This window comes from Pseudomonas sp. MWU12-2345, from assembly GCF_023242385.1.
GTDB lineage: Bacteria > Pseudomonadota > Gammaproteobacteria > Pseudomonadales > Pseudomonadaceae > Aquipseudomonas > Aquipseudomonas gingeri_D.
The window spans coordinates 100,184-124,011 of record NZ_JALLJA010000020.1; the positions used below are offsets into that span (position 1 = coordinate 100,184).

The following is a 23,828-nucleotide window of genomic DNA, read 5'->3' on the forward strand; positions in this document are numbered from 1 at the left end:
CGGCATGCCTTCAGTGTAGACAAACGCTGTTACACATCCAGCGAGGCCAGGCTAGGCCATGCGCGCCTGGCGCCGGTATTGCTCCGGTGAACACCCGGCCTGGCGCTGAAACATGGCGATAAACGCCGAGGCCGTGCTGTAACCCAGGTCGAAGGCGATCTCCTGCACGCCGCGACTGGTTTCCAAGGCCTGCAGCGCGCCGATAAAGCGCAGGCGCTGGCGCCATTCACCAAAGCCGATCCCCAACTCGCGGACGAACAGGCGGGCCAGGGTTCGCTCACTGACGTGCAACTGCTCGGCCCACTGCACAAGCGGGCGGTTGTCCGCCGGGTCCTGCTGCAAGCCCTCCAGCACCTTGAGCAAGGCCGGGTCATCGGAATACGGCAGGTAACAGTGCTGCACCCTGGCCTGGTGCAACTGGTCCACCAACACCTGCGCCAGGCGCACATCCGCCGGGGTGTCGGGGATTTTCACATCGCGCCGGGCGAAGTCATTGAGGATCGACTTGAGAATATCGCTGATGGCCAGGGTGCTCGCCTCGGCGGGCAGATCGCGGCAATGCTCCTCGGCCAGGTACACCGAACGGTAGACAATCGCCTGGGCGTTATGGGAGCTGTGCACGGTGTTCGGCGGTATCCACAAGGCATAGCGCGACGGCGACATGAAGCGCCGGCCAGCCACTTCGTAGTGGATGACACCGTGGGACACATAGTCGAGCGAACCCCAGGGATGACAATGGGCTGCCGCATGGCGATCGGGGCCGAATTCGGCATAGCGGAAGTACACCGAGGCCGGCAAAGAGGGAAAATCGGGGATGTCGATGTAGTGCTTGCCCATGCTGTCCGGATTCCAACGCAAATTGACCGGATCGAAGTATAGGCTTTCATCCAGACACGAGGATAATCCCTCCTCATTGACGATTCTGGTTGTAACCCTTATGCAATACGCGTTTCCCCTGCTGGCAATCTTTATCTGGGCCGGCAATACCGTGGTCAACAAGATGGCGGTCGGCGCGATCTTCCCGGCGGAGATCGGCTTCTACCGCTGGTTGCTGGCGGGCCTGCTGTTCACTCCGTTCATGTTTCGCCAGGTGCTGGCCCACTGGAGCCAGATCCGTCCGAACCTGGGCCGGATCTTCGTGCTCGGGGTGCTCGGCATGGCGGTCTACCAGAGCCTGGCGTACTTCGCCGCGACCCTGACCTCGGCCACCAACATGGGCATCATCCTGTCGTTGATGCCCTTGATGTCCTTGACCCTGGCGATCCTCAGCCTCGGCCAGCGCCTGACCGCCGGTGCCTTGGCCGGGGCGGTGCTGTCGTTTGCCGGGGTGCTGGTGGTGGTGTCGACCGGCAGCCTCACGGCGCTGCTGAGCCACGGTGTGAACCTGGGTGACGCAATGATGCTGATCGCCACCCTGGCCTATGCGGTCTACAGCACCCTGCTGAAAAAATGGCAACTGCGCCTGCCACCGCTGGTGTTGCTGTACCTGCAGGTGCTGGTGGCGGTGGTGGTGCTGTTCCCGCTGTTCTGGATGTCGCCGAAGATCGGGCCGAACCTGCACAACGCCGGGCTGGTGCTGTATGCCTGCCTGCTGGCGTCGATGCTGGCGCCGCTGGCGTGGATGCGCTCGGTGGCCACCCTCGGGCCGAGCCGGACCACGCTGTTCTTCAACCTGCTGCCACTGATCACCGCGCTGATTGCCGCCGCGGTGCTGCACGAAGAATTGGCGTGGTATCACCTGTTGGGCGGGGCACTGACACTCGGCGGGGTGATCCTCTCGGAACGCTGGACCACAGCGTTGCGCCGCGCCTGAAGTGGAGACACCAGTAACCGCGCCTACTGTTCCTCGGCCATGGTCTGCAGATCCGGGTCCAGGCTTTGCCAGGTGATGCCCTTGGCCACCGCGCCGAAGACCCGATGCAGCAACGGGTTGCGATGACGGCAATAGCAGTCCAGCGGCACCAGGTGATGGCCGAGTTCACGCTTGACCCGGTAGCCGGTCTGGCCGCTGTCCAGGCGCGTGGCACCGACACTGCTGGACCACTTCACCGCCTGCTCCCAGAGCTGGAAATACAGATGCAGTTGCTTGCCCGCCTGGTAATCGATGCCGATGAACTTGTTGATGGCCTTGTCACCGAGCAGGAAGCAGAGCATGAACGCCACCATCTTGCCGGTCTTTTCATCGCTCAACAGGATGAAATGCGACTCTGGCTTGAGGGCGATCTGGCGAAAGAACTCGAAGGTGAGCTTTTCGAATTTGGTCTTGCCCTTCTCGTAGGTTTGCAGAAAGAGGCTGTACAGCTCTTGCAGCGTTGCTTCATCCGGTTGCTGCACGACCTGGACCGTCAGGGCTCCTGGCACCAGACCGTGTTTGAGCTTCTTTTTCAGCAGATAACGGTGACGGCTCTTGAGGGTCTTGAGATAGCCCTCGAAACCACCCGGGGCCAGTTCGACCGCCGTGCCCGGAAAACTCACCATGGGAAACAGCCCGCGGGTTGCGCACAGCCCTTCAAACGCCGCTTTCTGGGCTTCGCCAAAATCCTTCCAGACAGTCATCGCCGCGTTCTTGGCTTTCGCCCGCAAGCTCAGCGCGTCTTGCAGCGGCCCGAGGATATCCGCCAGCGAATACCCCGGCAGCAAACCGATGGTGCCCTCGTCGGAACAGGGTGAACCGACGAACAGAGTGCGCTGGTAACGCAGTGTCGGGATCACCCGGAGCATCTTGGCAATCACCGGCGGAACGACCAATTCCATGGGCACGTTCATGATGAACGTGGGCGCCAAGCCGATCGGCTGCCCATCTTTCTCCAGAATGGCGTAGGCAAATTCGAACTGGTCTTCAAGCCCGCCCTCTTCCAGGGCTTCATACCACCAACGACCTTCGACGCCGCTAAAACAGCTTTCCCACAGTGTGGCGGGAACAGACGCAGCGTGGCTGGCCCATTGAACTTGAAGCATTAAAACATCCTCTCAGTCGACTCCCTCCTGAGAGGGCCCATCCTTATACCCCCATGCAGGTGCATCGAGAAAGGATGGAAGCCAATTATTTCAACCGCTATCGCGCGGTTCGCCACGTTGCCAAAGGCCGCGCCCGGGCAACGCTCACGCGACTTGCGGCACTCAGTCGGCAATCACCACAATCGACACCCGGCGGTTCTCGGTACGCCCCGCCACCGTGTCGTTGCTGGCCACCGGCTCGCGGCTGCCCAGGCCGCGCAACTGGATATTCTCGTGTTTCATGCCGGACCGCTCGAGTACCGTCGCCACGCTGTTGGCCCGGCGCATGGACAGCTGTTCGTTGTAGGACTCCTTGCCCGACGCATCGGTATGCCCGTCCACCCGCACCCGCTGGATACCCACGCCCAGCAGCGCCTTGGCGATGCGCTCGACGATATCGTGGCTTTCCTTGTTCAACACTTCCAGGTCACTGCCGAACAGCACCTTACCCGACAGGCCGAAAGCCCAGCCCTCGTCCGTCAGCTCGAAACCCTGTTGCTTGAGCACGGCGATCTGGGCCGCGCTCAGGCCTTTGGGCGGCGCGGTCTGGCAGCCGGCCAGCGCCAGCAGCGCGGTAAACAGGGCCAGGGTGAAAAAACGCAGGGTCCGACGGGTCAATGTGTACAAGGGTTCAACTCCTGGTCTGAACAATGGCGGCGGAGTGCTCCGACCCCGCCGTGTGCTGCCCGCCTCGGGCGAGGCGCTTGGCATGGTACATGGCCGCATCGGCGGCGTTGAGCAAGGTGCCCGGGGTGGCGCCATGATCGGGATAAACCGCGATGCCGATGCTCAGCGAGGTCAGCACCTGGGCTTCGCCCGGCACCGGGATGGGGGCGTCCATGCTGGCAATGATCTTGTCGGCAATGCGCTGGGCGTCTTCGATCTTGTGCACCGGCGTGAGCAGCACGGCGAACTCATCGCCGCCCAGGCGCGCCACCAGGTCCTCTTCGCGCAACTGCGCCCGCACCCGCGTGGCCACGGCGACCAGCACCGCATCGCCCGCCGCATGACCGAAGTTGTCGTTGATCTGCTTGAAGCGATCACTGTCGAGAAACAGCACGCCGACCCGCTCGCCCTGCTTGGCGGCATTGCGCAGGGCGCGCATCAGCCGGCCTTCGAAGAAGGCCCGATTCGGCAGGCCGGTCAGGCTGTCGTGGCTGGCCTGGTGGGCCAGGGATTCATTTTCGCTCTGCAGGTGGGTCTGCCAGGACTCCAACTCGTCGAGCAGGGCGTTGAAGTCGGTGCCCAGGTTGTCCAGCTCGGCGATCTGCGCCGGCGGTACACGTCGGTCGAAGGCACGCTCGACACGCGCGGCGTGGGCCACATCGGCAAGGCTGCGTAACGGGCCGATAATGCCCCGTAGCAGGCGCCGCGCCAGGTACAACCCGAGCCACGCCGCCAGGACGCTGCACACGACGATGCCGAGCAGACCGCTGATCAGGAAACGCAACAGGCTACCGCCATGGCCGGTCAGGCGAATGCTGCCGACCTCGCGATCCTGATGGACAATCGGCAGGCGGATCGGTTGTTCCAGCAGGGCCCGCGCCAATTGCATTTCCACTTCAGAGAGCAGGCCGGTTTCCGGCCGCTGCCAGCGCGCCAGCAATTGACCGCGGGCATCGAAGACTTCGGCATCGGCCACCTCCTCCGTCTCGGCGATCAGGGCCAGGGCCTCGGTGGCCGCGCTGCTGTCGTTGAACACCACCGCCGCTTCCACGGTGTAGCTGATGGAACGGGCGATCAGGTGCAGATTGTGGTCGGCGTAGACCCGCAGGGCCAGCACACCGAGAAAGGTCAACGAAACACTCACCAGGCCAACGGCGGCCATGGCCGCCAGCAGATGCCCACGCCCGAGCACCGAACGCAGGCTGGGGCGCGTGCCGGACCTGAGCCAGCCGATCATGGCTGGGGACTCCGGCGTCGCGAGAGTTGCAACACGCTGGGGTGAATACGCACGCCACTGCGGGCGACCGAGTCGAGGTTGACCTCGAACGACACCTGGCTATCGGCGACCCGCAGGCAGAACAGGCTGCCCACGGTGCACTGATCGCCGCCTTCGCTGATGCTCAGCACCGCGTGGCCGTTCAGGGCACTGAAGAGTTGGCTGCGTTCTTCGCTGCTCAGCTTGCCGATATACACGGCATCACAGGCACTGCCGAGGGTCGGGCTGCTCGCCAGCAGGCGCTGGACCAACACCGGTCGCCCGGACGCCTGGGTGGTGCCCTTGACCAGATCGTCGGTGTACTCGGTGGGACCGACAATGCACAGGCGCAGTTGCGCAGGCTCCACCGGCCAGCGCGCATAACTGAGAATCCCCAGCACCACCTGGGTGACCGCCTGGGCACGCTGATCGGCCGCGGCGCTGGGCACGGCGTCCTGGGCAAAGCTGATGTGCGTCGACAAACAGAGAAGGGCAGACAGGCAGAACGGCTTCCACCCACCAAATCGCCCTGTCGTCGAGACAGCCACGTTCATGCAGGAATTCTCTTAAAACTACGTAGGAATAAAGCCGAAACAATAGCATACCCCCTGAATCGCCAGGATGGATCTCAAGCACTAGATAGCCAACTATTGGTTTACAAAACTCTGAAGTATGGATTTGAGCTTTCCTATTCTTCTGCGTGCCATGGGCTGCCTAAGATCGACACCACGCTCCTGCAGGGGAGAAGGCTCTCCCCTGATCTGATGTCAGACCGGCTCCGCAGAGAACTGGCTAGACGAACGCCCTCTGTTACTGCCGTAACCGCTCGTCCCGGCCTCACACCGTGACGCGCATCGAACCGTTCAAGGCTTCGTTGAGGCGCACCGATGAAACTGGAGATTTTCCGTACCCTTTGGGGTTATACCGCGAGCAAGGCCCAGGCCCTTGAAGAACTGCTGGCCGCCGGCTTCGACGGCCTGGAGGCGCGGCTGCCGCTGGACGCCGCTGAACGCCGCGAGTTCGCCGCCTTTTTGCGGGCCAACCACCTGCGCTATATCAGCACCGTTTTCACCGCCTACGACGTGCTCCCCCAACAGGCCGCCGCGCCCGCCGAACACCTGCAGGACCTGGACCGCAAACTGGCCTGGGCCGCCGAGCTGCAACCGCGTTTCGTCAATGTGCTGGCCGGCAACGACCGCTGGCCCCTGGCGCAACAGGTGGAATTCTTCGGCCAGGCCATGGCCCTGGCGAAACGTCACGGTCAGTTCTGCACCTTTGAAACCCATCGCTCGCGCTCGCTGTTCAATCCCTGGGTCACCCTGGAACTGATCCGGCAACTGCCCGACCTGCGCTTCACCAGCGACATCAGCCACTGGATCGTCACCTGCGAACGCCTGCTGGACGATCCCGCCGATGACCTCAGCGCCTTTGTCGAACGCGTCCACCATATCCAGGCGCGGGTCGGCTACGACCAGGGCCCGCAGGTGCCGCACCCCGGCGCCCCGGAGTACGCCCGCGAGCTGGCCTTCCACCAGGCCCACTGGGAAAGCATCTGGCGGGCCCAGCAGGCACGCGGCTACACGGTCACCACGCTGACCCCGGAGTTCGGTGCCGACGGCTACCTGCATCACCTGCCCTTCACCGATGTGCCGGTCGCCGACCTGTGGTCGCTGAATGTCTGGATGGCCCGGACCGAGCGCGAACATTTCCAGCGTTTCAGCCAATCAACCCAACCCTGAGGTGCTTGCGTCATGCCTGAGAACACACCCAACAGCCCGGCCCAGGCCAACTTCAAGAGCATTCCGCAGGTGAACATCGCCGGGCTGTTCAGCGTCGAGCTCGAACACCGGCTGGCGGTGGCCGAGCAACTGGGGGCCGCCGCCAGCGAAGTGGGCTTCCTCTACATCACCGGGCACGGGATCGATCCGCAGTTGATCGACAACCTGCGCCAGGCGGCCAAGGACTATTTCGCCCAGCCGTTCGAAACCAAGATGCGGCATTACATCGGCACCTCAGAATCCCACAAGGGCTTTGTCCCGGAAGGCGAAGAGGTGTACGCCAAGGGCAAGCCGGACCACAAGGAAGCCTTCGACATCGGCTTCGAAGTACCGGCGGACGATCCGCTGGTACTGGCCGGCACACCGCTGCTGGGACCGAATGACTGGCCGACCCTGCCCGGTTTCAAGGACGCGGTGCAGGCTTATTACGCGGCGGTCTTCGCCCTCGGTCGCAAGCTGTTCCGCGGTTTTGCCCTGGCCCTGGGCCTGGAAGAGAACACCTTCGATGCGCTGGTCACCCGACCGCCATCGAAGCTGCGGTTGATCCACTACCCCTTCGACGGTGCCGCCCAGGATGCCCCCGGCATCGGCGCCCACACCGACTACGAGTGCTTCACCATTCTGCTGGCGGATAAACCGGGCCTGGAAGTGATGAACGACCAGGGCCAGTGGATCGACGCGCCGCCCCTGCCGGGAGCCTTCGTGGTGAATATCGGCGACATGCTCGAAGTGATGAGCGCCGGGGCCTTTGTCGCCACCGCGCACCGGGTGCGCACGGTGAGCGAGGAGCGGTATTCCTTCCCGCTGTTCTATGCCTGCGACTTCCACACCCTGATCCAGCCGCTGCCGGGTTTCGCCCAGGCCGGTCAGGACTACGAACAGATCGCCATTGGCGAGCACATGTACGGCCAGGCCTTGCAAACCTACCAGTACCTGCGCAAGCGCGTGGAAAACGGCGAGATCGCCCTGCCGGAAAAAGCTCGCAAGCCGTCGAGTTTCGGCCACTTGAAAAACCAGTCGCAGCCGTCCTGACCCAGCCCTCACACCCCAGCCTTCATATCGGAGCCACCGAGCATGTATAAGAAAACAACCAGCCTGACCCTGATCGCCGCCGGCCTGCTGTGCAGCAGTGCCGCCTTCGCCTCGACGGCCACCCCTGGCCAATTGAAGGTCGGGATGGAAATCACCTACCCGCCCTTCGAGTCCTATGACGCCGACAAGAACGTGGTCGGTTCCGATCCCGAGTTGTCCCAGGCCCTGGCCAAGCACCTGGACGCCAAGGCGCAGTTCGTCGACACCAAGTTCCCGAGCCTGATCCTCGGCCTCAATGCCGGGCACTACGACGCAATCATTTCCGGCATGTACATCACCCCCGAGCGCCAGACCCAGGCCATGACCATTGCCTATGCCAAGACCGGCGCGGCGATCATGGTGCCCAGCGCCAGCACGCTGAAACCGGGCACGCCGGAGGACCTTTGCGGGCTGAAGATCGGCCTTGAACAGGGCACCACCTGGGTCGCACAGCTCCAGAAGCTGTCAACCGACTACTGTGTGCCCAAGGGCAAGGGCGCAATCATCGTGAATGAATATCCCTCGGCACCGGAAGTGACCCAGGCGCTGCTGTCCAACAACGTCCAGGCGCAGGTGGAAATTGCCGGCGCGGCCAAGCTGATCGCCGAGAAGACCAAGGGCCGGGTGGTGGTGACCAGCGAACATCTGGTCTATCCGCAGACCCTCGGGATCTTTGTGAAGAAAGGCAATGACGCGACGTACCAGGCGCTGCTCAAGGCATTCGAGGAGACGAAGAAGAGCGGCGAATACGCGGCCATACTGAGCAAGTACAGCCTGGAAGCGGCGGAGTAAGGTCCACTACAGGGCTTGAGTCCTGTGGGGTTTTTAATGTGGGAGCGGTGCTTGCCCGCGAAGAACGATGACGCGGTATGCCTGGACGACCGCAGCGACTTCTTCGCGGGCAAGCTCCGCTCCCACAGGAGCGTCGTTCTTCGTCGGAACGCCGCCCGGACCAAGCACCGCGCCCACAAGGATGTCATCGCTCAGTAATCGCTCCATTGCAACACCGAGGTATCTATGCAATTCGATTGGCCCTATTTCTTTTCGCTGTTCTCGATGCCGGCCTTCTGGCAGGCCTGCGTCACTGTGGTCGAGCTCAGCGCCCTGGCCTGGTTTATCGGCATGTTGCTGGGTTTCTTCCTGGCCTCGGCCAAGCTATCGGCCTCGGCCTGGTTACGCCTCCCGGCGGCGGCCTATATCTGGTTCTTTCGCAGCATCCCGCTGCTGGTGCTGGTGGTGTTCGTCTACAACCTGCCACAACTGTTCCCGAGCACCGGCGGCGTACTCTCCGACCCATTCTATTCCGGGTTGCTCGCGCTGGTGGTCACGGAAGCCGCCTACATGGCCGAGATCCATCGCGGCGGGCTGATCTCGGTCGCCAGGGGCCAGAAGGAAGCCGGCCGCGCCCTGGGTATCGGCGTGCTCGGGATGCAACGGCTGATTGTGATTCCCCAGGCCTTTCGTATCTCGCTGCCGACCCTGATCAACGAATACATCACGGTGGTGAAACTGACCTCGCTGGTTTCGGTGATCTCCCTCACCGAGCTGCTCACCGTCGGCCAGCGCCTCTATGCGCAGAACTTCCTGGTGATGGAAACCCTTGGCGCGGTGGCGGTGTACTACGTGTTGATCGTGAGCCTGTTCGGTTGGCTCCTGCAACGCCTGGAGCGGCATCTCGACCTGGGTCAGCGCAAGCCGCAAACCCTCGATGAGACCGCCATCGCCGGACTCAGGGCCGCGCAGCCGACGCTGACCCCGCCACCTCGCGCGCCGTCGGTCAGCGGTGCTCCGCTGGCGCTGGACCTGCAGAATATCCACAAGTGCTATGGCAGCCACGAAGTGCTCAAGGGCATTGATCTGGCGGTCGGCAGTGGCCAGGTGATTTCCATTATCGGCCCGTCCGGCTCGGGCAAGACCTCGCTGATCCGCACCGTCAACGGCCTGGAAAGTATCGACCAGGGCAAGATCGTGCTCTTCGGCGAGGGCTTTATCAGCGCCGCCAATCCCCCGAACAACCCGCAGATTCGTCGGGGTGTGCGGCGCATCGGCATGGTGTTCCAGAACTTCAACCTGTTCCCCCATCGCTGCATTCTCGACAACATCACCCTGGCGTCACGCTACCACGGCGTGGCCCGCGAACTGAGCGAACAGCGGGCACTCGCCTTGCTCGACAAGGTCGGCCTGCTGGCCCATGCCCGCAAGTACCCGCACCAGTTGTCCGGCGGTCAGCAGCAACGGGTGGCGATTGCCCGGGCGCTGGCGATGGAACCGCAGATCATGCTGTTCGACGAGCCGACTTCGGCACTGGACCCGGAGCTGGTCGGGGAAGTGCTGAAGGTGATTCGCGAGTTGGCGGATGAAGGGATGACGATGTTGATCGTCACCCATGAGATGGATTTCGCCATGTCGATTTCCGATCGGGTGGTGTTTATGGAGAACGGGGTGGTGCAGTTGGACGCCAGCCCGCAGGCGATTCGCGAGGAGGCGGCGGGTGAGCGGGTGCGGCGGTTCATGGGGATTGAAGCCGCTACCACAGCGAGCGTGGCGCAGGCCAGCTGAAGCGAACGCCGTCCCTGTAGGAGCTGGCTTGCCAGCGATGGTGGCCGAATAGTCGATGCAAGACTTTCGGGCCTCATCGCTGGCAAGCCAGCTCCTACAAGGTTCGTGGCGCTCTCAAAGTCCCGTTTCAGCGCCCAACTCCAGCATCAATCCACTGAGCCGCTTGACCTTGCGCCCCACCGCCTCTTCGAACACCCCGCCACGGGGTTCGATCAAACTGAACCAATCCTTGGCCCGGGTGATACCGGTGTAGATCAGTTCCTTGGTCAACACCGGGTTCAACACCTGCGGCAGGATCAAGGCGGTATGGGCGAACTCCGAGCCCTGGGACTTGTGCACCGTCATGGCGTACACCGTCTCCACATCGTTCAACCGGCTGGGCAGGACAAAACGTACCCCGCCCTGCCCGTCATTACGCGGGAAGGCCACCCGCAATACCGGCTGGCCGGCCTCGGGCCCGTCGCGCTCCGGCAGTTTCAAGGCAATGCCGATATCGCCGTTCATCAAACCCAGGCCGTAATCGTTGCGGGTCATCAGCACCGGGCGCCCTTCGTACCAATGCTGGTCGCTGTCGATCAGCCGATGGGCAAACAACGCCGAGGTAATCCGCTGGTTCAACCCTTCGACGCCCCAGGGCCCCTTGCGCACGGCACAGAGCAACTGGAACTCGTCGAAAGCCTGGAGCACCGTGCGCGCCCAATCGGTCCAGCGCGCATCCGCCAGATCGGTGCCGGCATCCGGACGCCGACTACGCAGTACCCCCAGATAGTGCCGGTAACCTTTCGGGCCGGTGCCCTGGCCGTCCAGCACCAAACGCTCGAACTGCCTGTCCTGCTCGCCCTTGAGCGACAGTGCAAACAGGTCCGCGTGACTGCCGGCCGCCAGCAGCGCCCGCGCCTCGTCCGCCGACTGGCGATTGACCAGGCGGGCCAGTTGGCCGATACCGCTGCCTTCGCCGAAGCGCCGGGAGTGCCGCAACATCACCACCTGCTGGGCCAGTGGATGGCTGTCGTCCAGGTCCTCCTGCAAACCGCTGCCGCTCAAGTCCTCGCCGCTGACCGCTTGCAGCCAGCCACGGGTCCCCGCGCTGTACCAGCCCTCCTCGGCATCCCGACACAGATCCCCCAGTACCGCACCGGCTTCCACCGAGGCCAACTGGTCCTTGTCGCCCAGCAGCACCAGTCGTGCATGGTCAGGCAACGCATCCAGCAAATTAGCCATCATTTCCAGGTCGATCATCGACGCTTCGTCCACCACCAGTACATCCAGCGGCAAGCGGTTACCGGCGTGGTGACGGAAGTGCCGGGTGCCCGGCCGGCTGCCCAACAGACGGTGCACGGTGGTGACGTCGCTGGGGATCTTGCCGCGCACGCCATCGTCGATCTCCAGCGAGCGCACCTGGGCACTGATGGATTCGGTCAGCCGCGCGGCGGCCTTGCCGGTGGGTGCCGCCAGGCGGATGCGCAGGGGTTTTCCCGCCGCCACCCCCGGCGCCTGGAGCAAGGCCAGCAGGCGCACCACGGTGGTGGTCTTGCCCGTGCCGGGACCACCGGTAACGATGCTGAATGCTCCCCGCGTGGCCAGGGCACAAGCGAGTTTCTGCCAATCGATAAGCGCACCGGGCTGCACCGCGCCGAACAGTGCGGTCAGGCGTTGCGCCAGGTCATCCGGGGTCTCTTCCTGTTCCGCCAGGCGCCGACGCAAGGCCTCGTCGATACGCCGTTCGTAAGCCCAGTAGCGGCGCAGGTACAGGCGTCGCCCGCTGAGCACCAGCGGACGCTGTGCCGCTTCGATACCCACCTCGTCCGCCAACGCCACCAGCGAGCTTGTTTGCAGGGAGCGACACCAGTGCTCACCGTCCAGGGCCACCAGCAATTGCGACGGCAGCAGCAGCGCCCCGCCCTGCACATCGCCTTCCGGTGGCAGGGACAGGGCGAAGTCCGGCTCCTGCAAGGTGGCGAACAGATCGAGGCAGACATGCCCATGGCCCAACTGGTGGCTGGTCAGCGCTGCCGCCAACAGCACCAGCGGATCGGCCTCGGGATCGAGTTCATGGAGAAAGGCCACGAAGGCCTTGTCCAGCGCCCGCAACCAACCCCGTTCGACCCAGCGTTCCAACAGCAACAACAAGTCCGCCGCGCGGCTCAGGGGCGTCAGTTCAGCCAGGCTGTCGTCGCTCAGCGCCGTCGGCAGGATTTCCGAAAAAGAACGTTTCATAACAGACTCCCCTGCTCCCAGACGGGCTCGCCGCGGGGCACCGGTTTACCCTGGAACAGCAGGTCCAGGTGCTCGATCAGCTCCCGCGGCGGCCGGGTGAAAAACACACCCTGGCTCGGCGCCCGGGTGCCGCGCAGGAACAGGTACAAGGCCCCGCCCATATGCCGGTCGTAGTCGTAATCCGGCAGCCGCACCTTGAGCTGGCGATGCAGGGCCAGCAGGTAGAGCACGTATTGCAGGTCGTAGCGGTTGTCGAGGATCGACAGGTTCATGGCCTGCTCGGTGTAGGCCGCGTCATCGGCGCCCAGCCAGTTGGATTTGTAGTCGGCCACGTAGTAGCGCCCCTGGTGTTCGAACGTCAGGTCGATAAAGCCCTTGAACATGCCATTGAGCGAGACCGGCTCGGCCTTGGCCCGGGCGACGCCGCCGTGGGTGTGGCGGCGTACCAGTTCGTCGACCTTGAGCACATCCACCGTGTGGCTGGCGAACCAGAACTCCATCTCCACCCGGTAGGCCTTCAGGTCCTGGAAGACCACCGGCGGTTGATCGTTGCCCAGGCGCAAAGGGGTTTGCAGCAGATCGGCGAGCCAATCGCTCAGGGCTGTGATCCAGCCTTTCCAACCCCGCAGATTGCAGCGTGGCGCAACGGCCTTTTCGATCAATGTGCGGTCGGCATCAAAGCCTTCATCACCGGCCCATTCGAGCAGGCCGTGGAGAAAGGTGCCGGGGTTCGGGCCACGGGGGAAACGGTGAATATCGCTACCGCTCGGCACCAGGTCGCGGGGTGCGGCCGGATCGAGACGTTCGTCGTCGAAGAGCTTTTGCGCCTGGGGGCTTTCCGGTGCTTCGTCGGTGTCAGCACTCTGCGCCTCACCGATGCGCAAGGCACTGTAGGAGGCGATCCACCAGTACTCGGAAGCACTGCGCGTGGGCAAGCGCGGGGCGAGCAAGACAGCTTCGTTGCGCGGTGGCTGGAAGGCTTCGGCGGTGGCCGCTGGCAGTGATTCGTAGCCCAACGCCGGGCAACCTTCCCGCAGGTCCAGCAGCCAGCGTTCAAGGCCCGCGGACTCGCCCAACACAGCGCCGCCACCGAGCAGATAACCGAGGGCAGAGAGGTGCAGCACCGAGGCATTGTGATTGCCACGCTTGAGGTCCGCCACTCCCAGCCAGCAAGCATGCCGGGCCCGGGTCAGGGCCACGTACAACAGGCGCAAGTCTTCAGCCAGGCGCTCGTCGTCGGCCTGGGCGATCAACTCGGCGGTAGGCTTCAGGCTGACCTGGGCCTTGCGCTCGGCATCGTGGTAATGCAGCGGCAGGCGGCTGCCGTCCACCGGTTTGACCGAGCAGATAAAGGGCAGGAACACCAAGGGGTATTCCAGGCCCTTGGACTTGTGGATGGTCACCACCTTGACCAGTTGCTCGTCGCTTTCCAGGCGCAGGATCTGTTCTTCACCGGCCTGGCCGGAAGACGCCAGGTGCTCGCCGAGATGACGGATCAGTGCCTGTTCGCCGTCCAGCTCGGCGGCCGCCTGTTGCAGCAGTTCGGACAGGTGCAGCAAGTTGGTCAGCACCCGTTCGCCATCGCTGCGGGTCATCAGCGCCTGGGGCAGGTGGAAGTCATGGATCAGCCGACGGAGCATCGGCAACACGCCTTGTTTGCGCCAGATCTCGCGGTAGCGGCGGAACTGCATGACCCGCGCCTCCCACGCCAGCTCGTCCTGGTTGAGGCGCTCCAGTTCAGCCAGCGACAGGTTCAAGGTGATGCAGGCCAGGGCCGCCCGCAGCGGACGTTCGACATCCGGCTCGGCGCAAGCCTTGAGCCAGGCCAGCAGGTCATGGGCCTCCTGGGCGGCGAACACCGAATCCTTGTCCGAGAGGTAAACGCTGCGTACGCCGCGACTGGCCAGCTCGCCACGGACCGCCTGGGCCTCCTTGCCGTCACGCACCAGGATCGCGATATCGGAGGGCAGCACGCCCTTGAGGACGCCGTCGCGGACGAAACCGCTACGCTGCTGCTGACCACCGTTGAGCAACTCGACAATGCGCGTGGCGCAGGCCGCGGCCAACTGCTGGCGATACAACGCGCCGGACACCGGCTGCTCGGTTGCCAACTGCCAGAGATTGAGCGCCGCCACGGGCTGGCCGTCGATCTGCAAGACCTCCTTGCGCCCCTGGGCAGCCACCGGCAGAAACGGTACCGGGTTCTCATCGCCTTCGCGAAACAGGAATGCACCACGTCCTTGCTCGCGCTGCTCGGCACGCTCGAAGACATGGTTGACCGCCGTGACCATCGCCTGGCTGGAACGGAAGTTGGTACCCAGGGTATGCAGGCGACCGTGGGTGGCCTGGCGCGCTCGCAGGTAGGTGTAGATATCGGCACCACGGAAGGCGTAGATCGCCTGCTTCGGGTCGCCGATCAGAAACAGGCCGCACTCGGGACTGTTGTCCTCGATGCGGTAGATACTCTCGAAGATCCGGTACTGCACCGGGTCGGTGTCCTGGAATTCGTCGATCAGGGCCACCGGGAATTGCTCACGGATCAGGCTCGCCAGGCGCTCGCCGCCGTCGGCCTGGAGCGCCGCATCGAGACGCAGGAGCATATCGTCGAAGCCCATCTCGGCGCGTCGGCGCTTCTCTTCCTCGAAGCGCGCACCGACCCAGCGGGCGGCGTGCTCGAGCACGGCGGCATCCGGGGTGGGCAAGGCGTCGAGGCTGGCTTTCAAGCCAGCCATGGCGTCGAGGGCTGGATGGCTCGGTGGCTCACCCTTCCAGGCTTCAGCCAGGCCCGCGGCGGTCAGACGGCTGAAGCCGGTGCCGATATCCAGTTGCTCCTGGGTTTCGTCCACGGCCCAGGCGCTGAGTTTCTCGAACCAGGGCTCGAAGTAGCGCGCCTGCATCTTGCGACCGTCGACGGTCTTGTTCGCCACGCCTTGCAGGCAGATATCCCGCAGTTCAGCGGCCCATTGTCGCCAGGGCGCCTTGAGTTGCACCAGGGCCTGGCGACGTTCCTGAATGCAGGCCTCGATCAGCTCGGCCGGCTCTTGCAGGTTGTCGTTGCGTCGCTCGCTGCCGAACAGGGCCCGCACCCGGGGCAACAGTGTCGCCGGGCCGCCCCAATTGGCCCGGACCCAGTTCAACGCATCGCCGTGCATCTTGTAGCAGAACAGCCGCCAGTAATCGCGCAGCACTTCGCCCAGCAGTTCGCTGTGGTCGGTTTCCAGGGTCTGGGTAAACAGGCTGCCGCTGTCGAAAGCGTGTTCGCGCAGCATGCGCTGGCACCAGCCGTGGATCGTCGATACCGCCGCTTCGTCCATCCATTGGGCGGCGATATCCAGGCGATTGGCACAGGCCGGCCAATGTTCGACCGGGTATTCGTCACGCAGTTGGGCGATCAATGCATCGGTGGCCGGGATCTCGTCGCGGAAGAACCGTGCGGCTTCCGCCAGGCGGGTGCGGATGCGGTCGCGCAGTTCCTGGGTGGCGGCATCGGTAAAGGTCACCACGAGAATCTGCGGCGGCAGCAATTCGCGGCCGAACCCCGAGTCCTCGCCGCCATGGCCGAGGACCAGGCGCAGGTAGAGCGCGGAGATGGTGAAGGTCTTGCCGGTGCCGGCACTGGCTTCGATCAGTTGGCTGCCGCGCAGCGGGAAGGCCAGCGCCAGGGGGGGCTTGTTGTCGGTCATGAGCGCGCCTCCTCGGCAGCGAGGGAACGCCACGGCGCTTCGAACAGCGGCCGATAGAGCGCATCGCACCAACCTTCGAATTCCTCGCTGGCAATCAGCGCGTTGTAGTCGGCGAACTGGCGGGCCAGGGCCGCGCTTTCCCGACGCTCGCCTTCGCTGTTCACACCGTCGCCGTCATAGGCCTTGCGCGCCGCGTCCTGCGCCTTGAGCGGGTCCGGCTGGGAGAGCCAGGCAAAGGCGGTCTTCACCGCGACCGGCAGCGGACGGCGCATGCCGGACTGCCAGGCCAGCAACAGGTTGCCGAGGGTCTCGGCGGCACGCGGCGCTTCGAACGGCGGCAGCAGCAGAGTGTCGTCGCTGGCCACCAGGGCCGTGGTCATCGACAGCCCGCAGGCACAGGCCATCAGGTGCTCGACCCAGGGCTTGGTCAGACGGTGCCATTTGCGCGTCTTGATCGAGCCGATGCTGTTGGGGATGGTGGTCACGGCGAGCAGGCCGCCGTCACTGCGTTGATGCAAACCGCTCAGCCATCCCTCCACCCGGGTGGCGCTGGTGTCGAAGGCGACGGGCACGGCACTGGTCAGTGGGGTCGGCCAGAGGCTGAGCAGTTGTTGATAACGTTGCAGCAAATCCGGCAGCGGTTCGATCAGTTCGTGTTGCAGCAATTCGCCGAAACCGGCCATGGGCAGCAGGCCGCTGGCTTGTAACCGCCGGGCCTGGTGCTGCAGGGCATCGTCCGGGTTGTCCGCCTGGAGCAGCGCCGCTTGCAGCAGGCTGTCGCTGAGGCTGTAGCGTTGCAGGGCATCGAGCACGAACGGTTCCTCGTCGGCCAAGGGTGCCTGGGCCGCTTCGAAAAAGACTTTCAGGCGCTGGCTGAAAAAGTGCCGGACGGGATTGCGCAGGAAATCCTGGAGCTGGGCCAGGGTCAGTGGCTCGTCCTGTTGGTAGACGTCGAGTTCGGCACTGATTTCGTTCGGGCCCTGGGTCTCATGCAGTTGCTGCCATTCGCGGGCATAGCTGAACAATTCGGCATGGCTGTCGTGGAAATAACGGGCGCTGAAGGGTTGCAGCGGATGTGCCTGGGTCAGGGCTTGCAGCAGTTGCTCACCGTCGCCGTCCGGCAATCGCCAGCCCGCAGCGAGATGGTCGCGTAGCTGGCCGATCAGGACCGAGGCCGGACGCTCGCTGTTGTCGCGGATGCTGTGACCGACCCAGCTGATATAGAGCTGATGCCGGGCCGAGAGCAGGGCTTCGAGCAACAGGTAGCGATCGTCTTCCCGTCGCGAGCGATCACCGGGGCGGTAGTCGCTGCCCATCAGGTCGAAGTCCAGGGGTGGCTGCGCACGGGGGTAGTCGCCGTCGTTCATGCCCAGCAGGCAGACCAGCTTGAACGGGATCGCACGCATCGGCATCAGGGTGCAGAAGTTCACCGCGCCGGCGAGGAAGCGCTGGGACAGCCGGCCCTGGTCGAGGCCGGCCAGCCAGGCTTCGCGTACCACGGTCAGCGGCAGGATTTCCTGCAGGTTGACGGCTTCGCAGGTTTCCAGCCAGTCGGCGCGCAGCTGTTCGAGCTGGATCAGCAGATAGTCGTCGTGTTCGGTGCTGGCGAGGAAAAACAACTGGATCAGGGCGTGCAGGCGCTCGCCCCATTGTTGCGGAAGTGCCGGCTCGGAGAGTTCCTGGTGGGCGATTTCCAGGGCGTCGAGCAGGGCCACCAATGGGCCGATCAAGGCGGCGTCGAGGCCACCGATCTCGTCGTAGGGTTCGATACCTTCGCAGGCTTCGCCACTGCCGACTGCATAGCCCAACAGCATGCGGCGCAAGCCGAACTGCCAACTGTTCTGTTCCAGAGCATCGGGCAGGCCGAGGCCGGCGCGTTGTTCGGCGTTCATGCCCCAGCGCACGCCGGCGCCTTCAATCCAGCGATGCAGGGTCGGCAGGTCACGTTCCTGCACATTGAAGCGCGCGCGCAAGGCCGGGACGTCCAGCAGGTCGAGGATCTCGCTGACCGGGAAACGACTATCGGGCAGCTTGAGCAGGTGTTCGACGGCAATCAGCAACGGGTCGCGACCACGCTGGCCCTGGTCGGCCAGGGTGAAGGGGATAAAACGTGGATCGTTGCGTTCGAGCTGGCCGAACACCGCGCGGATATGCGGGGCGTAGCTGTCGATATCCGGGACCATGACAATGATGTCACGCGGTCGCAGGTCCGGCTCGGCACTGAAGCGTTCGAGCAGTTGGTCGTGGAGGATCTCCACTTCACGCTGGGCGCTGTGGGCGATATGGAAACGGATCGACGGGTCGTGCTCGAGGTTGATCGCCGGCCAGTGCTCGCGGGTTTCGTTGAGCGGGCGCAGCTCGAGGATATCGTCCTGCAATTGATTGAGCAGGGTTGTCGGCGTGCTGTCGCTGAACAGGTCGATACGACCATCGCGGAAAGCCGCGCGGTAGCTGGCGGGATCGTCGTAGCTGTCCAGCAGGTTGATATAGTCGCGGCCCTGCTTGCCCCACGCGGCCAGCAGCGGGTGCGCGTGCTGGTGCAGGGTTTGCGGGTCGAGGGCCAGGGGCATCCCGGCCTTGCGGGTCTGGCGTTTGTATTGGTTACGCAGCAGGTCCTTGTCGGCGACGATATCGGACCAGTGATGACGGCAGGGGTTGTGCACGCAGAGCAGCACCTGGCTGAAGCGGGCCAGTCCGGCGAGGGCTTCGAGGGCCTGGGCGGGCAGCGAGGAGATGCCGAATACGATGACTCGCGGCGGCAGGCCTGGTGGTGCGCTTTGCAGCTGGTTGATCCGTTCGATAAAGCGCTGGTGCACGCCGGCGCGGCTTTGGGCCATCCCCGACTCACCGACGTCCAGCAGCAATGCACGCCAGAGCTCGGCTTGCCAGCAATTGGCGGGCGGCAGCGGTTTGATCTCGCCGCGACCGCTGCGCAGTTGATGGCGGCCGGCAGCCCAGTCTTCCAGCCAGTCGGCGCGGTAGACCTGGTATTGGTCGAACAGGTCGGCGAGGCGCTCGGCCAGCTGGTAGCGCTTGCGCAGGTCGGTGTCGTGGGTGAGGAAGCGTTGCAGCGGCTCGAAGTGCGGCTGGTCGATCAGTTCCGGCAGCAGGCGCATCAGGCGCCAGGTCAGCGGGCCCTTGTCGAGCAGGGATTTGGCCGGGATCTCGTCGCGCCCCAGGACCCTGCGGTAGAGCTGCCACATAAAGCTGCCGGGCAGTTGCACATCAATGGCGGCGGCGATGCCGCAGCCACCCTGGTCGTCGCCTTCCGGGTCTTCGGCCAGGGCGAGTTTCAGCCACTGGGCAATGCCGTTGCTCTGCACCAGGGCGATTTCGTTCTCCAGGGGCGCCAGGGGATAACGTCGCATCACGTTGATCACCAGGCTACGCAGTTCCTCGGGGCTGTTGCTCTGCACCACCATGAAGGCGGGGTTGAGTGAGGTCGCGTCCGGCATGCCGACTTCCTTGGAGAATTCAAAACGAAGGCAGGACTTTAACACCTCCGGCGCGGCCAATCCCCCTGCCGGAACACCTATCCCAAACCCTTTAAAGCTCAAGTCGTCCAGGAATGCTTGCAACCTGGCGTGTCGATGGCCAGCGTAGCGCTACGCCACGGCATCAACGCTAACCTGGTTAGAAAGTGGATACCTGCTTACCGTGATCGCCAGGCGCCAGCGTTGCCGGCTTTCGTTCCGATGACACTGAAGCCCCGAACTCAGGCCGATCAACCAACGCCTATCAGTATCGAGATCCCTTTCGGGGAGCAAAAACCTAACCAGAGTGATCGCGGTATTCGGCAAAAAAAGCGAGTCCGACGTTACGGCAGGCATGGTTTTTTGATTTAGTTTAGATATCGTTCCACCAGGCGCGCCCAGTAGGCAGCACCGATAGGCAAGTTTTTGTCATTGAAGTCGTAGGCTGGATTATGAACCATACAACCATCTTCTCCAACGCCATTGCCCAAGCGTAAAAAACAACCTGGCCGCTGCTCAAGCATGTAAGCGAAGTCCTCGCTGGACATAAGCTGATCGGCATGAGCAATCACATGGTCATCACCCACCAGTTCCCGTGCTACTTGCAGAGCAAATTCGGTTTGCACTCGGTTGTTGTCGATCACCGGGTAACCCGCCATATAGTCGATTGTGACCGTTGCTCCATAACTGTTTGCCTGGGCATGGACCAGCGCTTCGATGCGCTCCTTCAACTGGCTACGTACCAGCTTGCTGAACGAGCGGACGCTCAGTTCAAGGTAGGCACTGCTGGAAATCACATTGTTAGCAACCCCCGCCTGAAGCAAGCCGACCGTTACCACAGCAGGTTCAACAGGGTTGATATTGCGCGCGACAATGGTCTGCAGCGACATGACAATGCTGGAAGCCACTACCACCGGGTCCACCGTAAGGTGCGGGCGAGCCGCATGGCCTCCAAGACCATAAATGGTAATCGCGACCTTGTCGCTGGCCGACATGAACGGTCCACTTCTAAATAGGAAGGTACCCGGGGCCTCGCCGGGGTGGTTGTGCATTCCGAACACGGCATCACAGGGAAAGCGTTCGAACAAGCCATCATTTACCATGCGTTGCGCACCGCTATCGAAGCCCTTCTCCTCTGCGGGTTGAAAATAGAGGTGCACGGTTCCGCGGAAGTTTCGTGTGCGCGCCAGATATCCAGCCGCCCCAAGCAGCATGGCGGTATGGCCATCATGGCCGCAGGCGTGCATTTTTCCCTGATGGACACTGGCGTAAGGCAAGCCGGTCTGCTCGGTCAACGGCAGAGCATCCATGTCCGCTCGTATGCCAATGCTCTTGCCGGTGCCAACCGTCAGGCTGCCTACCACACCGGTCTCACCAATGCCTTCGGTTACGCTAAACCCCCAGGCCCGTAAGCTCTCTGCAACGAGTTTAGCGGTTTGAAACTCCTCGTAGGCCATTTCTGGATGCTGGTGAATATGGCGGCGAATACGTGTCAGCTCCTCAACTTGAGGGCGTAAATCATCAACGTTGCAGTAGTGAGGTTCAGTCTTCATCACAGTGAGTTCCTAGCGGTGGATAATGAAGTGCAGGAGTGCTGTCAGTTGGGACGCATCCCCAGCTCCTACGGTTGAGCCTGGGCCGGTAAACGCAACGTCAACGTGCAAAGACCGCCGATCACTAAAAGGGCGGCCATTACGGCCATCCCCGCAGCAAACGAGCCGGTGAAGTTCTTCAAGGCGCCGATGATAGACGGACTAACAAACCCACCAAAGGCACCGATGCTGTTGATCAGGGCTATGCCCCCAGCGGCGGCAGTATCTTTGAGGTAGCTAGAGGGCGCAGCCCAGAACACGGCGTAGGCAGCGTATGTGGATAGCGTAGCGAGGGTGATACTGCACAGCGCCAACGTCAGGTTGCCGGAACTGAAACCGGTCAGCACCAAGCCTATTGCGCCCAGAAAGGCGGGCACTGCGCCATGCCAGCGGCGCTCGCCCAGGCGATCGGAACTCCGAGCATTGATAAGCATCGCGAGAATGGCGGCGCTGTAAGGGATCATTGAATAGAGGCCGATCTCGAAAATATTCGTTACGCCAGCGTCTCGCAGTATGCTCGGCAACCAGAAACTGACGGTATACAGACCGCAGATCAGACAGAAGTAAATGAGGGCCATCAGGTAAATTCGCCAATCCTTCAAGGCTGCAGCGAACGTGTGTTGTTTTGACACCTGCACCTGCTCCAGATCATTCGCCAGCAAACGTTTTTCTTCTTTGCTCAGCCATTTGGCCTGTTCCGGCGAGTCACTCAAAAAGAAGAACGCAGCTATACCCAAAAGAATGCAGGGCGCCCCTTCGAGGATGAACATCCACTGCCATCCCGCCAAGCCATGAGTGTCGGCGAAAGTCCCCATGATCCAGGTCGACAATGGTCCACCGATGACGTTCGAGACTGGCCCTGCCAAAAGGACGCACGCCATTACTTGAGCGCGACGCTTGCCTGAAAACCAGAAGGTTAGGTAGAGGATCATGCCCGGAGCAAATCCGGCTTCAAACACCCCGAGAAAAAATCTCAGGACATAAAAGGTAGAGCTGTCATGGACAAACAGCATCGAGGTTGAAGCCACCCCCCACAACAACATGATGCGACTGAGCGTCTTACGTATTCCTATTCGTGCCAGCCAGAGATTGCTCGGCACTTCGAACATTACATAACCGATAAAGAAAACCCCTGCCGCCAATCCATAAGCTGCATCGGTCAGACCGAACTCCTGTTGCATCGCAATCTTGGCGTAACTGATATTGACCCGATCTAAATAGGCGAGGACATAGCACAACAACAGAAAAGGTAATAGGCGCCAACTGATTTTTCGATACATCTTGCGCAGGGCGAGGTCATCGAGGGGGATCGATGTGATCCGTATTGCCGCTTGAGCCATATTGAAGTCCTCGCAAATTCCGCATTTGTTTTTATTGTGTCGATTGAATGAGCTTGGCATCGCCCAATTGACAGGGATTATGGGGAGGGTAGAAACTTCAAACAATAGCTATATTCGCTGACAAGTGTTGCTTTAAAAGCAACAGACAGGAGAGCCCTAAATTGCAAAAAATTGGCCTTAGTGAACGTCGGCTTCACTATTTTTCAGAGGTTGCAGAAACCGGCTCGATCCGAGGCGCCGCGGACCGTCTGAATATCGAGCCCTCGGTTGTCAGCCGGCAAATCCATCAATTGGAAAGCGAGTTGGGGGTGCAACTCCTACAGCGCCATGGTAGGGGGATCGTCCCGACAGAGGCTGCCAAGCTGGTGATCAACCATTGTCGTGAGCGGCGATCAAGCGAAGCATTGCTGCTGACTCAGATTTCTGAACTCAAGGGTCTGGAGAGAGGTGAGATTCACATTGTTGCGGGCGAAGGCTTCCGCGAGGAATTAGTCCGCTGGGTGCTCCAGGACTTCAGCCAGCAGCACCCCAAGCTGGTCGTTACTCTGGAGTTCGCCAATGCCGTCGACACAGTGCGGATGTTGGCAAGTGATCAGGCTCACATCGGCTTGGCATACCGTCCGCCTATCGATCCCGCCGTGCGTACGGTCATGTTGCGCAAACAGCCAATGTGCGTCATCACCTGGCCCGGCCACCCCCTTACCGAGAAGAAGCAGCCGCTGGCATTGGGTGATGTTTGCCCCTACCCGGTAGGATTGATGTCCAACGGCTTTGGCTTAAGCAATCTGGTTAAGCTGGCGCAATACCACGACCGCATTCAATTCGAATCCAATCTGGTCACCAACTCAATCGCCACCCTGAAGAGCTATGTAAAAGCCCACCTCGGGGTGACCTTTCTGTCCGCGCACGCGGTAGCCAATGAGATCGAGGAAGGTACGCTTGTAGCGCTTAGGACCCGCAGCGAAGTATTCGAAAGTGCTGAAGCACACCTGATGGTCCGAGCGGGTCGGCAAATGTCAGTTGCGGCGGAAAGGTTGTTGGCCATGTTGAAACAGAAGGCCGTTTTTGATGGCTCTGAATAATCTTGATCCAGCTGTCCCGAAAAATCGGTGCATGAGTTTAAAAAAGGAGGTAGGTGTGGCGGTTGACCAGCCGCTATAGGAGGCGAGACCTGACACCGGATATTTTCGCGCCACA

General features: G+C 62.5%; 16 protein-coding genes and 1 pseudogene. 7 read left to right on the forward strand and 10 right to left on the reverse strand.

Annotated elements, in window-relative coordinates:
- Nucleotides 1–51: 51 nt before the first annotated feature.
- Nucleotides 52–837: a helix-turn-helix transcriptional regulator gene (locus tag M5C71_RS28725; RefSeq protein WP_177101266.1), complete on the reverse strand. Its 786-nt coding sequence runs from the start codon at nt 835–837 to the stop codon at nt 52–54.
- 100 nt (nt 838–937) lie between these two features.
- Between M5C71_RS28725 and M5C71_RS28730 the strand changes: the two genes are divergently transcribed.
- A complete protein-coding gene (locus M5C71_RS28730; RefSeq protein ID WP_248769317.1) occupies nt 938–1,813 on the forward strand; it encodes a DMT family transporter in 876 nt (291 codons plus the stop codon).
- A 23-nt stretch (nt 1,814–1,836) separates the two neighbouring features.
- On the opposite strand, the gene M5C71_RS28735 is transcribed toward M5C71_RS28730, so the two are convergent.
- The 4 genes from M5C71_RS28735 to M5C71_RS28750 form a co-directional block, all read right to left on the reverse strand.
- Nucleotides 1,837–2,958, reverse strand: a complete 1,122-nt coding sequence (locus tag M5C71_RS28735) for a GNAT family N-acetyltransferase (RefSeq protein ID WP_248769318.1) — start codon at nt 2,956–2,958, stop codon at nt 1,837–1,839.
- A gap of 162 nt (nt 2,959–3,120) precedes the next feature.
- Nucleotides 3,121–3,624 (reverse strand): OmpA family protein, encoded by a 504-nt coding sequence (locus tag M5C71_RS28740; protein ID WP_103495244.1) that lies wholly within the window; start codon nt 3,622–3,624, stop codon nt 3,121–3,123.
- A gap of 4 nt (nt 3,625–3,628) precedes the next feature.
- A complete protein-coding gene (locus tag M5C71_RS28745) occupies nt 3,629–4,897 on the reverse strand; it encodes a diguanylate cyclase (protein ID WP_103495250.1) in 1,269 nt (422 codons plus the stop codon).
- Nucleotides 4,897–5,472 carry a YfiR family protein gene (locus tag M5C71_RS28750; RefSeq protein WP_103495245.1) on the reverse strand — a complete coding sequence of 192 codons (576 nt, stop codon included), beginning with the start codon at nt 5,470–5,472 and terminating at the stop codon, nt 4,897–4,899. Before M5C71_RS28750 ends, M5C71_RS28745 begins: the two co-directional genes overlap by 1 nt.
- A 333-nt stretch (nt 5,473–5,805) precedes the next feature.
- Between M5C71_RS28750 and M5C71_RS28755 the strand changes: the two genes are divergently transcribed.
- The 4 genes from M5C71_RS28755 (at nt 5,806) to M5C71_RS28770 (ending at nt 10,326) form a co-directional block, all read left to right on the forward strand.
- The gene (locus M5C71_RS28755; protein ID WP_248769319.1) at nt 5,806–6,657 is read left to right on the forward strand and encodes a sugar phosphate isomerase/epimerase; all 852 of its coding nucleotides are present in this window, start codon (nt 5,806–5,808) and stop codon (nt 6,655–6,657) included.
- Nucleotides 6,658–6,669: 12 nt separating this feature from the next.
- Nucleotides 6,670–7,728 (forward strand): 2-oxoglutarate and iron-dependent oxygenase domain-containing protein, encoded by a 1,059-nt coding sequence (locus tag M5C71_RS28760; protein WP_248769320.1) that lies wholly within the window; start codon nt 6,670–6,672, stop codon nt 7,726–7,728.
- A 42-nt stretch (nt 7,729–7,770) separates the two neighbouring features.
- Nucleotides 7,771–8,559, forward strand: a complete 789-nt coding sequence (locus tag M5C71_RS28765; protein ID WP_248769321.1) for an ABC transporter substrate-binding protein — start codon at nt 7,771–7,773, stop codon at nt 8,557–8,559.
- 225 nt (nt 8,560–8,784) lie between these two features.
- Nucleotides 8,785–10,326: an amino acid ABC transporter permease/ATP-binding protein gene (locus M5C71_RS28770; RefSeq protein ID WP_248769322.1), complete on the forward strand. Its 1,542-nt coding sequence runs from the start codon at nt 8,785–8,787 to the stop codon at nt 10,324–10,326.
- 114 nt (nt 10,327–10,440) lie between these two features.
- Here the strand turns inward: M5C71_RS28770 and recD are convergent, their stop codons facing one another.
- The 3 genes from recD to recC are packed head-to-tail and all read right to left on the reverse strand — an operon-like array spanning nt 10,441 to nt 19,681.
- A complete protein-coding gene (gene recD, locus M5C71_RS28775) occupies nt 10,441–12,543 on the reverse strand; it encodes an exodeoxyribonuclease V subunit alpha (protein WP_248769323.1) in 2,103 nt (700 codons plus the stop codon).
- Nucleotides 12,540–16,226, reverse strand: coding sequence for an exodeoxyribonuclease V subunit beta (gene recB, locus M5C71_RS28780; RefSeq protein WP_248769324.1), 3,687 nt, complete (start codon nt 16,224–16,226; stop codon nt 12,540–12,542). Before recB ends, recD begins: the two co-directional genes overlap by 4 nt.
- Complete coding sequence (recC, locus tag M5C71_RS28785) at nt 16,223–19,681, reverse strand: exodeoxyribonuclease V subunit gamma (RefSeq protein WP_248769325.1); 3,459 nt, start codon at nt 19,679–19,681, stop codon at nt 16,223–16,225. The genes recB and recC overlap by 4 nt, the downstream gene beginning before the upstream one ends.
- 81 nt (nt 19,682–19,762) lie before the next feature.
- On the opposite strand from recC, the pseudogene M5C71_RS28790 reads away from it, so the two are divergent.
- Nucleotides 19,763–20,071, forward strand: a pseudogene (locus M5C71_RS28790) (transposase); the annotation flags it as partial.
- On the opposite strand, the gene M5C71_RS28795 reads toward M5C71_RS28790, so the two are convergent.
- Entirely contained in the window at nt 20,068–21,252 is a 1,185-nt protein-coding gene (locus M5C71_RS28795; protein WP_248769326.1) for a M20 aminoacylase family protein, read from the reverse strand. The pseudogene M5C71_RS28790 and the gene M5C71_RS28795 sit on opposite strands and share 4 nt — an antisense overlap.
- A gap of 68 nt (nt 21,253–21,320) precedes the next feature.
- Nucleotides 21,321–22,631 carry an MFS transporter gene (locus M5C71_RS28800; RefSeq protein ID WP_248769327.1) on the reverse strand — a complete coding sequence of 437 codons (1,311 nt, stop codon included), beginning with the start codon at nt 22,629–22,631 and terminating at the stop codon, nt 21,321–21,323.
- A gap of 161 nt (nt 22,632–22,792) precedes the next feature.
- Here M5C71_RS28800 and M5C71_RS28805 point away from each other — a divergent pair, with 161 nt between their 5' ends.
- A complete protein-coding gene (locus M5C71_RS28805) occupies nt 22,793–23,713 on the forward strand; it encodes a LysR family transcriptional regulator (RefSeq protein WP_248769328.1) in 921 nt (306 codons plus the stop codon).
- Nucleotides 23,714–23,828: the final 115 nt, after the last annotated feature.

Coding starts and splice junctions, on each gene's coding strand:
- recC (WP_248769325.1), bottom strand. CDS start 19,681: ATGCCGGACGCGACCTCACTCAACCCCGCCTTCATGGTGGTGCAGAGC.
- M5C71_RS28755 (WP_248769319.1), top strand. CDS start 5,806: ATGAAACTGGAGATTTTCCGTACCCTTTGGGGTTATACCGCGAGCAAG.
- M5C71_RS28735 (WP_248769318.1), bottom strand. CDS start 2,958: ATGCTTCAAGTTCAATGGGCCAGCCACGCTGCGTCTGTTCCCGCCACA.
- M5C71_RS28770 (WP_248769322.1), top strand. CDS start 8,785: ATGCAATTCGATTGGCCCTATTTCTTTTCGCTGTTCTCGATGCCGGCC.
- M5C71_RS28750 (WP_103495245.1), bottom strand. CDS start 5,472: ATGAACGTGGCTGTCTCGACGACAGGGCGATTTGGTGGGTGGAAGCCG.
- M5C71_RS28765 (WP_248769321.1), top strand. CDS start 7,771: ATGTATAAGAAAACAACCAGCCTGACCCTGATCGCCGCCGGCCTGCTG.
- recD (WP_248769323.1), bottom strand. CDS start 12,543: ATGAAACGTTCTTTTTCGGAAATCCTGCCGACGGCGCTGAGCGACGAC.
- M5C71_RS28730 (WP_248769317.1), top strand. CDS start 938: ATGCAATACGCGTTTCCCCTGCTGGCAATCTTTATCTGGGCCGGCAAT.
- M5C71_RS28800 (WP_248769327.1), bottom strand. CDS start 22,631: ATGGCTCAAGCGGCAATACGGATCACATCGATCCCCCTCGATGACCTC.
- recB (WP_248769324.1), bottom strand. CDS start 16,226: ATGACCGACAACAAGCCCCCCCTGGCGCTGGCCTTCCCGCTGCGCGGC.
- M5C71_RS28725 (WP_177101266.1), bottom strand. CDS start 837: ATGGGCAAGCACTACATCGACATCCCCGATTTTCCCTCTTTGCCGGCC.
- M5C71_RS28760 (WP_248769320.1), top strand. CDS start 6,670: ATGCCTGAGAACACACCCAACAGCCCGGCCCAGGCCAACTTCAAGAGC.
- M5C71_RS28795 (WP_248769326.1), bottom strand. CDS start 21,252: ATGAAGACTGAACCTCACTACTGCAACGTTGATGATTTACGCCCTCAA.